This window comes from Mesorhizobium sp. M7A.F.Ca.US.002.01.1.1 (genome assembly GCF_004022955.1).
In the GTDB taxonomy this organism is placed as follows: domain Bacteria; phylum Pseudomonadota; class Alphaproteobacteria; order Rhizobiales; family Rhizobiaceae; genus Mesorhizobium; species Mesorhizobium ciceri.
Map to the genome: position 1 here is coordinate 1 of NZ_RZQE01000197.1, position 10,321 is coordinate 10,321.

Annotated in this window: 9 protein-coding genes; 4 read left to right on the plus strand and 5 right to left on the minus strand. The window is 62.9% G+C overall.

The window, feature by feature from the left end; translation table 11 throughout:
- Positions 1-1,103 (minus strand): argininosuccinate synthase (locus EN932_RS19315; protein ID WP_128368981.1); only part of this gene is annotated, 1,103 nt, incomplete at its 3' end.
- A gap of 441 nt (positions 1,104-1,544) precedes the next feature.
- On the opposite strand from EN932_RS19315, the gene EN932_RS19320 reads away from it, so the two are divergent.
- From EN932_RS19320 to EN932_RS19330, 3 genes are all read left to right on the plus strand, one after another.
- The gene (locus tag EN932_RS19320; protein WP_127384645.1) at positions 1,545-2,387 is read left to right on the plus strand and encodes a hypothetical protein; all 843 of its coding nucleotides are present in this window, start codon (positions 1,545-1,547) and stop codon (positions 2,385-2,387) included.
- Positions 2,388-2,799: 412 nt separating this feature from the next.
- On the plus strand, positions 2,800-4,875 hold the full coding sequence (locus EN932_RS19325) for a bifunctional diguanylate cyclase/phosphodiesterase (protein WP_127368615.1): 2,076 nt from the start codon (positions 2,800-2,802) through the stop codon (positions 4,873-4,875).
- A gap of 125 nt (positions 4,876-5,000) precedes the next feature.
- Positions 5,001-5,642, plus strand: a complete 642-nt coding sequence (locus EN932_RS19330; protein WP_013528810.1) for a LysE family translocator — start codon at positions 5,001-5,003, stop codon at positions 5,640-5,642.
- A gap of 6 nt (positions 5,643-5,648) precedes the next feature.
- Here the strand turns inward: EN932_RS19330 and EN932_RS19335 are convergent, their stop codons facing one another.
- From EN932_RS19335 to rlmN, 3 genes are read right to left on the minus strand one after another with little or no spacing between them, the layout of a single operon-like run.
- The gene (locus tag EN932_RS19335) at positions 5,649-6,128 is read right to left on the minus strand and encodes a hypothetical protein (RefSeq protein WP_063173380.1); all 480 of its coding nucleotides are present in this window, start codon (positions 6,126-6,128) and stop codon (positions 5,649-5,651) included.
- The gene (locus EN932_RS19340; protein ID WP_244506876.1) at positions 6,128-6,514 is read right to left on the minus strand and encodes a hypothetical protein; all 387 of its coding nucleotides are present in this window, start codon (positions 6,512-6,514) and stop codon (positions 6,128-6,130) included. The genes EN932_RS19335 and EN932_RS19340 overlap by 1 nt, the downstream gene beginning before the upstream one ends.
- A 59-nt stretch (positions 6,515-6,573) precedes the next feature.
- The gene (rlmN, locus tag EN932_RS19345; protein WP_027162882.1) at positions 6,574-7,809 is read right to left on the minus strand and encodes a 23S rRNA (adenine(2503)-C(2))-methyltransferase RlmN; all 1,236 of its coding nucleotides are present in this window, start codon (positions 7,807-7,809) and stop codon (positions 6,574-6,576) included.
- A gap of 483 nt (positions 7,810-8,292) precedes the next feature.
- On the opposite strand from rlmN, the gene EN932_RS19350 reads away from it, so the two are divergent.
- Positions 8,293-9,642 (plus strand): chloride channel protein, encoded by a 1,350-nt coding sequence (locus EN932_RS19350; RefSeq protein WP_128368982.1) that lies wholly within the window; start codon positions 8,293-8,295, stop codon positions 9,640-9,642.
- A 55-nt stretch (positions 9,643-9,697) separates the two neighbouring features.
- On the opposite strand, the gene EN932_RS19355 is transcribed toward EN932_RS19350, so the two are convergent.
- The gene (locus EN932_RS19355) at positions 9,698-10,201 is read right to left on the minus strand and encodes an invasion associated locus B family protein (protein ID WP_013528815.1); all 504 of its coding nucleotides are present in this window, start codon (positions 10,199-10,201) and stop codon (positions 9,698-9,700) included.
- Between the last annotated feature and the right edge of the window lie 120 nt (positions 10,202-10,321).

Here is a 10,321-nt window from a genome sequence, read left to right on the forward strand (position 1 = left end):
GAGTAAAGCGTCTTCTTCGACTTGCGGCCGGTGACCATGACGTTGCCCTTGTAGAGCTTGAGCCGCACCGTGCCCTCGACGTCTTCCTGGCTCTTGTCGATCATCGCCTGCAGCATCAGCCGTTCGGGCGCAAACCAGAAGCCGTTATAGATCAGCTCGGCGTAACGCGGCATGAACTCGTCCTTGAGGTGGGCCGCACCTCGGTCGAGCGTGATCGATTCGATGGCCCGGTGGGCGGCGATCAGGATGGTGCCGCCTGGCGTTTCGTAGACGCCGCGCGACTTCATGCCGACGAAGCGGTTCTCGACCAGGTCGAGCCGGCCGATGCCATTGTCGCGGCCAAGATCGTTGAGTGTCGCCAGCATGGTTGCCGGCGACAATTTCTTGCCGTTCAGCGCGATCGGATCGCCCTTCAGGAACTCGATCTCGATCTCGGTGACCTTGTCCGGCGCGTCCATCGGCGAAACGGTGCGCTGATGAACGAATTCCGGCGGCTCCACCCACGGGTCTTCCAGCACCTTGCCCTCGGAGGACGAATGCAAGAGGTTGGCGTCGACCGAGAACGGTGCATCGCCCTTCTTGTCCTTCGGCACCGGGATCTGGTGCTGCTCGGCGAAATTCATCAGGTCGGTACGCGACTTGAACGTCCAGTCGCGCCACGGCGCGATGACCTTGATGTCGGGGTTCAGTGCGTAAGCCGAGAGCTCGAAGCGAACCTGATCGTTGCCCTTGCCGGTGGCGCCATGCGCGATCGCATCGGCGCCGGTTTCCCGCGCTATATCGACCAGATGCTTGGAGATCAGCGGCCGGGCGATCGAGGTGCCGAGCAGATAGGTGCCTTCATAGACGGTGTTGGCGCGGAACATCGGGAAGACGAAGTCGGCGACGAATTCCTCGCGCACATCGACGATACGGATGTCCTTGATGCCCATCATCTCGGCCTTGCGGCGCGCCGGTTCCAGCTCTTCACCCTGACCGAGATCGGCGGTGAAGGTGATGACCTCGGCGCCGAACTCGGTCTGCAGCCATTTCAGGATGATGGATGTGTCGAGACCGCCGGAATAGGAGAGCACGACTTTCTTGATGTCTTTGGTTTTGGACATTTGGCGGTTCCGCGACAGGAGTTCTTGGCGCGCGAGTATCACGGGGTTTCCGGCTTGCGCAAGAGATGAACGGCCTTGCGCAAGAGATGAACGGCCTTGCGCAAGAGATGAACGGCGCACGGCAGGGGTGACGAACGCGGGTGACGAGCTTTCGCTGTTGTGGCTTGGCTGATCGCGTGGGTTCCGATTTATCTCTTTTCAGTCCTCTGAGAACTTCGCCGTCAACCCGGCTCGGAGCGCTGGCGTTACAGCGCCGCGCGCTTTCAGACGTGCGAAGATGCGGCAGCACTTGATTTTAGTGGTCGAAGACAAGCTTTCGTTGCAAAAATGCTGCACCTCGGCTGCAATCGGGCAAGTCGAGCGGTCGCGTCCATTTCTTTTTACTTCTGGTGCCTTCCGCGTGTTAGCTGCGTCAGTATATTCGGAATATTCGGGGGTCACATGCAGCGTTTTCCTATTGTCGTCGCGTCATTGGTCGTGGCGACGTCTGCCTACGCGGCCGACATCTTGCAGCCGATCGCAGAAGAAACGATGGTCACGCCGCATATCTCCGGCTACGGCGAACTTTACCTTGGCGGACTAAGGTTTCCCGACGGCAACGACGACACGGTCCGGGGCGGCGGTGGTGCAGGTCGCGTCAACATTCCGTTTGCCGGGCGCTGGAACCTGCAAGGCGACCTCACTTACGATCGCATCTGGCAGGACGACTTTCACCTGGATGGCACCGGCGCCGCGATCCATGGCTATTATCGCGATCCCGACAGTTTTGCGGCTGGCGTTTTCGCTGCCTACAAATCCTATGGCTCCAATTTCCTTCGCGACGTAAGTGTGTACGACTATCAGGTGGGGCCGGAAGCCCAGGTCTATCTCGGCAATTTGACCCTTTACGGCCAAGCCTATTATGGCCAGTTCACCTTCGATTCCGAACATTTCGATATCGAACGTTTCGACCAATGGGGTGTCCGCGGCGTCGCGCGTTATTTCGTCCAGAAGAACTTTCGCCTGGATGCCGAACTCGATTTCCACAGAACGCTCGTGGGCTCCAACGAGGACATGTTTGACGCCGCCGTTCAGGCCACATACCGCTTCGACGATACACCGTGGTCGCTGTTTGGGCGCTATCAGTTCGAGCGGACCACGGTCTCCGAAACGGGTTATTCAAGCCACGAAGTCCTGATCGGCGTGCGCGCCAGCTTCGGCAGCAACTCGCTGCTTGACGAGGATCGCAATGGGGCGACCATGGACACCATGCGACCCAACGCGGTGAGAAGTTTCGGGGGCTAAGCTGGGTCCTACGTCCCGCTTCCGGCATCATCGCCTGTCTTGGTACCAACAGCCCCGGCCTCGCGCCGGGGTTTGCGCGAGATGCGCCGACGATGATCGATGCGCTCAAGGCCGGCGCGCTGTGCGGCACGCTGATCTGCGTGCCAGACTGCCGATCCAGCGTGAGGCAGGCGGCGGGCATGATGTCTGGATAAACGAAAAAATCGGTTGTCCGAGAAGCCGGCCCGCTTTTCGGGGCCATGCTCTGGGAAACAACCTGCTACAATCATAGGATGCATTCGACTGGCGGATTTAATCAAGTTTTCATGCGGCCACGCTAAGCAAGCAGGACAGAGTTGTCCTGGTTCGCATGTCGATGCCGGAGCAGCTTTTGCTCGCACATCGCGGGCTCCTCGGGCTTGGGCGACTCTCGATGCGCGTTATATCATGCATCGCCACGGAGCATAATCTGTGGCTTGTCCTCCTGGCGGCGCTGATGTGCGTCACCGGCTGTTGGGTGACGATCGGCCTCTTCGACCGTTCGAGGAAAACCACCGGCGTGCAGATGAAGGGCTGGCTGTTCCTGACCGCGGTCGCCGCCGGCTCGTCGATCTGGTGCACCCATTTCATCGCCATGCTGGCCTACCAGCCCGGCGCGCCGATCACCTTCGATCCGGTCCTGACCATGGCGTCCCTGGTCATCGCCATCGTCGGCACCGGGCTGGGCTTCACCCTCGCATCCGGCAAGAGCCGGCGGCTGGCCCCGGAATGGGGCGGCGTCGTCGTCGGCCTGGCGATCTCGGCCATGCACTACACCGGTATGATGGCCTATCACGTTGCCGGCATTGTCGAATGGGACGGCTCCTATGTCGTGGCCTCACTGGTCATCTCGGCGGTGTTCTCCGCCCTGGCCGTCGGCCATGCCGTACGCCGGCCATACGGCTGGTCGCATTATCTCGCCATCGGGCTGCTGGTGCTGGCGATCGTCGGCCTGCATTTCACGGCTATGGCCGCGGTGGCGGTGACGCCGCTGTCCTTCATCAGCACAGGCACCAATCCCGATATTCTGGTGGCAATGGCGGTCGCCGTCGCCGTGGTCGGCCTGATCGTCGCGGCCACCGGCTTCGCCAGCTACCTGATCGATGAGCGTGGCCGACTGGAGAGTTTCGAGCGGCTTCAGCATCTCGCCCTCAACGACGCCCTTACCGGCCTTCCCAACCGGGTCTCCTTCAACGACCGCCTCGACCATGAGATCGACCGGGCATGCGAGGGCGAGGACACGATGGCGGCGGTCATCGTCATCGATCTCGACCGCTTCAAGGAGATCAACGACCTCAGGGGACACGCGGCCGGCGACCAGGCTCTCAAGATCGTTGCCCGCAGGCTGGCGAAACTCACCGGCGAGGGCGAGTTCGTCGCACGGCTCGGCGGTGACGAGTTCGCCGCCATCAAGCGCTTCAAGGATCAGAAGGACCTGCTCGGCATGGTCTCGAGGCTGGAGAAATCCCTGTTCGAGCCGTTGCGGCTCGACGATTTCGAGATCGCCGCCGGCGCCAGCATCGGCGTCGCGGTCTATCCGCGCGACGGGGCCGACCGCGAGCGGTTGGTCAGCAACGCCGACCTTGCCATGTACCGGGCGAAGAACGACGTGACGCGAGCCGTCTGCTTCTACGAATCCGCCATGGACGAGACGGCGCGGGCGCGCCGCGCCTTGGCCACCGACCTTCGCCAGGCGATCGACCGCGGCGAGCTTTCGCTTCACTATCAGGTGCAGACCTCGGTCCCGACCGGCGCCACCTGCGGCTACGAGGCGCTGCTGCGCTGGACCCATCCCGTGCATGGCATGATCCCGCCCGCCGAATTCATCCCGATTGCCGAAGAGAACGGCTCGATCATGGCGATCGGCGAATGGGTGCTGCGGACCGCGTGCCGGCAGGCGGCCTCGTGGGGCAATGGCCACAAGATCGCGGTCAATTTGTCGCCGGTGCAGTTCGCCCATGCCGATCTCGCCAAGCTCGTCCATCAGATCCTGATCGAGACCGGGCTGTCGCCGAAACGGCTGGAGCTGGAGTTGACCGAATCGACGATCGTCGCCGACAAGGTGCGCACGCTGCATGTCCTGCGCCAGGTCAAGGCGCTTGGGGTGACGATCGCGATCGACGATTTCGGCACCGGCTATTCATCGCTCGATACGCTGCGCTCGTTTCCCTTCGACAAGATCAAGCTCGACCGCTCATTCATGGCCGATGTCGAGCGAAGCCCGCAGGCCAAGGCCATCATCCGGGCGGTGCTGACGCTGGGCCGCAGCCTCGACATTCCGGTGCTCGCCGAAGGCGTCGAGACACATGTCCAGCTCACCATCCTGCAGGTCGAAGGCTGCAATGAGGCGCAAGGCTATTTTCTCGGCCGGCCCAAGCCGATCGACCAGATCACCGGGGACACCGATGTCCGCAACGATCGACTCTTCGCGGAGGAGCCAGCGAGGATACGGCTGAGCAGGCAGGCATAGGACTGCCGCGGCCGGCGCCCAGCGAATGCCGTGCAGACGCCTGCTGGATCGAGATCGGATCGCTGCTGTGTCTGGCGTCGACATGGCGCATCCTGTATAGGCCTCCCAATTCCCCAGGGCCGCTCATGTCGTTCATTCCAGACACCACCACGCTGATCCAGTTCGCCATCGCCACGGTCATCCTGGCGATCACGCCGGGGCCGGACATGACCCTGTTCGTCTCGCGCACGCTGAGCCAGGGCCGTGCCACTGGCTTTGCCTCGATGGCCGGCGCGCTGTGCGGCACGCTGATCCACACCACGCTGGTGGTGGTCGGCGTCTCGGCGCTGATCGTCGCCTCGCCGATGGCATTCTTCGTGCTGAAGATCTTCGGCGCCGGCTATCTCGTCTTCCTGGCCTGGCAGGCAATCACCAGGGGCTCGGCCTTTTCGCCGGAGAAGAAGACGGGACCCGAGATTTCGCTGTTGCGCAGCTGGGCGGCGGGCCTCGGCGTCAATCTGCTCAACCCGAAGATCATCCTGTTCTTCATGACCTTCCTGCCGCAGTTCGTCTCCGCGCATGATCCGAACGCACCGGGAAAGCTGTTTTTCCTGGGCACGATGTTCATCGTGCTGTCGGTCCCGGTGACGGTGCCGATGGTGCTGGCGGCGGAAAAGTTTTCGGCGGCGATGAAGGCAAGCCCGCGCGTTACGCGGGTGGTCGACTATCTCTTCGCCGGCGTGTTCTCCGCCTTCGCCCTCAAGATCCTGACGGCGCAGGCGAAGTAGGCGCCGTCATCCTGTCCGGCCATCCTCTTTTGATCCTGGTTCGCCTTGCCACCAGCTTGCGGCCCAGCGCCCGGCGCTGAGCCAGTAAAAGATACCACCGACCATGCCGCTGCCGATCACGGCCATGATGGCGCTGGTGTCCCTGACGGCGAAGGCGGTGTCACCGCTGTGGTCGGCAAGCCCGAGGAAAACACCGGCAACCACCGCGCCCGCCAGCGCATAGAACAGCCAGTCGCGCCGGCCCAGGATTTCGGCAAGCAGGATGACGACAGAGGCCGGCATCAGGGCGAAATAGGCGACGAACAGGGCGGCGAACGGAATTGAGAAATACAGGGAAGCCGTCGCCGTCGGATGCGCATGCTCCGGCGTGTAGCCGAGCGATGCCAGGAACAGGATGTTGAGGAAGGCGCTCGCCGCCAGCGAGGCGACGGCATAGCCGAACAGGATGACGGTGAAACGGATGAGGTAGCCGACGAGACGCGCCATCAATCCCGGCCCAGATTCCGGCCCGTGCCGGACCTGCGTCCAGCCAGAAGCCAGTAGATCCACCCGGCGGCGATGCCGGCGGTGGCGAGAAAACCCAGAAAGCCCGGATTGAAGACAAAGCTGCTGGCCGAGCGCGGCATGGATACGCCAAAGGCGATGGACGTGATCGCACCGGTGGCGGCGAAGTAGAACCATCCCCGAAGTGAAAACCGTTCGGCGACAAAAAGCGCCGGACCGACGATCAACAGCGCGCCGATCATTACGGTCAACACGGCGAGCGGGAACGAGCCAAGCCAGTCGAAGGCGAAAATGATCGACCAGTTGCCGTCTTCGATGCCTTCCAGAAGAGCGATCAGCAGCACCGGCACCAGGATCGAGGTCAGCACGGCGGCGATATAGCCGACCGCCATGATGGCGAGGCGTCTTAGCCAGGCGAAGGGGCGGTTCACGCCTCGCCGTGCCCCGCTATCATCATCGCTTCCAGAGCCAGCCGGTCGACCTTGCGCATGCGCTCGGAGTCGGATTTGAGCTGGCCGCAGGCGGCGAGGATGTCGCGGCCGCGCGGCGTGCGGATCGGCGAGGCATAGCCGGCATTGTTGATGTAGTCGGCGAATTTCTCGATCGTCTCCCAGTCCGAGCACTGGTAATTGGTGCCCGGCCACGGGTTGAACGGGATCAGGTTGATCTTGGCCGGAATGCCCTTGAGCAGCTTGATCAGTCCCTTGGCGTCCTCGATGGAATCGTTGACGTCCTTCAGCATCACATATTCGAAGGTGATGCGCTTGGCGTTCGACAGGCCGGGATAGGCGCGGCAGGCGGCGATCAGTTCCTTCAGCGGATACTTCTTGTTGATCGGCACAAGCAAGTCGCGCAGATCGTCATTGGTGGCATGCAGTGAGATTGCCAGCATGACGCCGATTTCCTCGCCGGTGCGGAAGATTTCCGGCACGACGCCGGAGGTCGACAGCGTGATGCGCCGCTTCGATAGGGACAGGCCGTCACCGTCGGAAGCGATCAGCAGCGCCTTCTTCACCGCTTCGAAATTGTAAAGCGGCTCGCCCATGCCCATCATGACGATGTTGGACACTTTGCGGCCTTCGGCCGGCACGATGGCGCCGTCGGGCGTGTCGCGGTCAGGGAAATCGCCGAGCCGGTCGCGGGCGGTGAGCAGCTGGGCGAGGATCTCCTCGGCCGTCAGATTGCGCACCAGCTTCTGCGTGCCGGTGTGGCAGAACGAGCAGGTCAGCGTGCAGCCCACCTGGGAGGAGATGCACAGCGTGCCGCGACCCTCTTCGGGAATATAGACAGTCTCAATCTCGACAGGCCGGCCGGCGCCGCGCGGCGGAAAGCGGAACAGCCACTTTCGCGTGCCGTCGGCGGAAATCTGCTCCTCGACGATCTCGGGCCTGGCGACGGTGAAATGCTTGTCGAGCTCAGCACGCAGATCCTTGGAGATGTTGAACATGCCGGCGAAATCGGAGACGCCGCGCACATACATCCAGTGCCACAGCTGCTGGGCGCGCATTTTCGCCTGGCGCTCGGGCACAGCGCCTGATGCAACCAGAGTCTCGGCGAGTTCGATCCGCGTCAGGCCGATCAGCGACTGCTTTTCGGGCTGTGCCGAGCGGGCACGCAACGCGTCGCGGGCGCTGTCAGTGGTGAGATCGAATGAAAGGGTCATGGTTGCACTGATATAAGCGGTTTGCGGCCGATTTCACGCATCGTGCCGGAAAGGAAGCGCGGCGCATAGCACAGGTTGAGGGCAGAGTCATGCTCAGCTAGCTTTACGATCTACGATCGCCTTGGAACGACGTCGGCACCGCCCCTCGTCATGGCGGGCATTTCTCTCCCGATAATGCCTGTCTTGCGGCGGCAGCGCGTTTGGCTGATGGCTTCCCCCACTCCGTCGCTGCTTCGCAACGCCACCTCTCCCCCTCCGGAGGGAGAGGAAGGGAGCCAAGGCTGGCAAATTCGCGCCTTTCCTCTACCCCGTCGATCGGGGGAGAGGTGTCGAGCGTAGCTCGACGGAGTGGGGGTCGACCTTTCACCGAAGCGATGCTTCCGCCTGGCACTCAGGCGAGCGCCAACGACAGGTTTTTCCGGCGCTAGTTTAATAGACTGCCCAGCTGTGTTAGGCCGAAACATTCCCCGCTCGAGGACAGACATGGCCGGCACATCGCGAAAATATCCCATGCTGCGGCGTTCGCGCGCGATGTGGGGCTCACGGCGGGTCTGGCAGCCGCGCCTGGTGTTCTGGGCCGGCGCGCTTGGCATCGGTGTGATCAGCGTGCTGTTCGCGGTGCTGGCCGACAGGGCGCAGGAACTGTTTCAACTGATGACAGGAGATGCAGGCGGCTGGCGTTTCTATCTGCCGCTTGCCATTACGCCGTTGGGTTTCGTGCTGTGCGCCTGGCTTGCCCACACCTTCTTTCCCGGTTCGCAAGGCAGCGGCATTCCGCAGGCGATCGCCGCCCGCCATCTGCGTGACGACGAGGACCGCAGCCACATCCTGTCCCTCAAACTGTTGGCCGGCAAAATCATGCTCACCATCGTCGGCCTGTTCTGCGGCGCCTCGATCGGTCGCGAGGGTCCGACGGTGCAAGTCGGCGCGTCGCTGATGCTGCAGGCGGCACGCTGGGGCGGCATGGTGCAGGCCCGGGGTCTGATCCTGGCCGGGTCGGCCGCCGGGATTGCCGCCGCCTTCAACACGCCGCTGGCCGGCATCGTCTTCGCCATCGAGGAGATGGGCCGCACCTATGAGGCGCGAACCAACGGGCTGGTGCTGACGGCGGTGATCCTGGCCGGTCTCGCTTCGCTTGGCCTGCTCGGCAACTACACCTATTTCGGCGTCGCCAGGGACACCATCTCGTTTGCCGCCGAGTGGCCGCTGGTGCTTGCCTGCGGCGTCATCGGCGGCGGGTTCGGCGCGCTGTTCTCGCTGCTGGCGTTGAAGGCGACGCGGCGGATCCGGCGCTGGAACACTGGGCAGCCTTTGCGGCGCGCCCTGATCGTGGCCGCAATCTGCGGGCTTGCGGTGGCGGTGATCGGCATCGCCTCGGGCGGGCTGACCTTCGGCACCGGTTACGTCCAGGCGCGGGGCGCCGTCGAAGGCACGCCGCTGCCGTGGTTCTTCTTCGCCGAAAAGTTCCTGGCGGGACTGCTGTCGATGATCTCGGGCATTCCGGGCGGTATCTTCGCGCCCTCGCTGGCTGTCGGCGCCGGCATCGGCAGTTCGCTCGGCCTCCTCTTTGGCGCGAGCACTGGGGTGGCGGCACTGCTCGGCATGGCCGGCTATTTCGCCGGTGTGGTGCAAGCGCCGATGACGGCCTTCGTCATCATCCTGGAGATGACCGGCAATCACGACAATGTCATCGCGCTGATGCTGGCCTCGATGCTGGGCTACGGCACGGCGCGCATGATCTCGCACGAGCCGCTCTATCACGCGCTATCGCGTGTCTTCATCGCCGAGGCGATCCGGCGCCGCCGGGCGGAGGCCGGGCCGGGGCAAGTATGAAAGAAAAAGGCCGGGCTTCGCGGCCCGGCCTTTCCCTCAAAAAAAGTAGCTTTGCCTATTTACACTTGGCGATCGATGTCAGCGCCGCCGAAATGCCCTTCAGAGAGAAGACATAGGAGGTGGGATTGCCGCGGCCGGACTTCGCCGTCACCTTCATGTCGGTGCCGGTCTTCATGGCGGCGATCAGTACCGGCTCCTCGGCGGCATTCTCGACCCAGGCCGATTTGCCGCGCGTGAACATCGAAAACGTCTTCTTGTCGATGGTCACGGTGGCCTTGGAGCCTTCCTGGAAATTGTAGCCGGCAATGAATTGCGGCTCGTAGGACACTTGCTGGCCGGGCCGCTGGCTGACGAAGAAGAACATATCGCCATGGTCGAGCGTGGGCGGCTGCTTGTCGGTCGGCACGGTCAGGACATAGCAGACCTTGCCGCCCGATGCCTGGTAGCTGTAGGTGCCCCAGGCATTGTGCTGGCCGATCTTGGTCGCCGACTGCGCCAGTGCCGGCGCTGCCACGGCCACCAGGGCCAGACTCGAAACTATCGCAATCAATCCGCGCATCGCTTTTCCCGTATTCCAAATGGTGCGGAGGCAGGCCGGCTTGGCGTCCTGCCCGTCGCTTCATTTTGATTTAATCTGGGTTACCAAACGGTGAATTTCCGAAGAGAAAAGGACCCTCAC

Excerpts from the sequence above, each read along its gene's own strand:
- EN932_RS19320 (WP_127384645.1), top strand. The coding sequence starts at position 1,545 with ATGCAGCGTTTTCCTATTGTCGTCGCGTCATTGGTCGTGGCGACGTCT.
- EN932_RS19325 (WP_127368615.1), top strand. The coding sequence starts at position 2,800 with ATGCGCGTTATATCATGCATCGCCACGGAGCATAATCTGTGGCTTGTC.
- EN932_RS19330 (WP_013528810.1), top strand. The coding sequence starts at position 5,001 with ATGTCGTTCATTCCAGACACCACCACGCTGATCCAGTTCGCCATCGCC.
- EN932_RS19335 (WP_063173380.1), bottom strand. The coding sequence starts at position 6,128 with ATGGCGCGTCTCGTCGGCTACCTCATCCGTTTCACCGTCATCCTGTTC.
- rlmN (WP_027162882.1), bottom strand. The coding sequence starts at position 7,809 with ATGACCCTTTCATTCGATCTCACCACTGACAGCGCCCGCGACGCGTTG.
- EN932_RS19350 (WP_128368982.1), top strand. The coding sequence starts at position 8,293 with ATGGCCGGCACATCGCGAAAATATCCCATGCTGCGGCGTTCGCGCGCG.
- EN932_RS19355 (WP_013528815.1), bottom strand. The coding sequence starts at position 10,201 with ATGCGCGGATTGATTGCGATAGTTTCGAGTCTGGCCCTGGTGGCCGTG.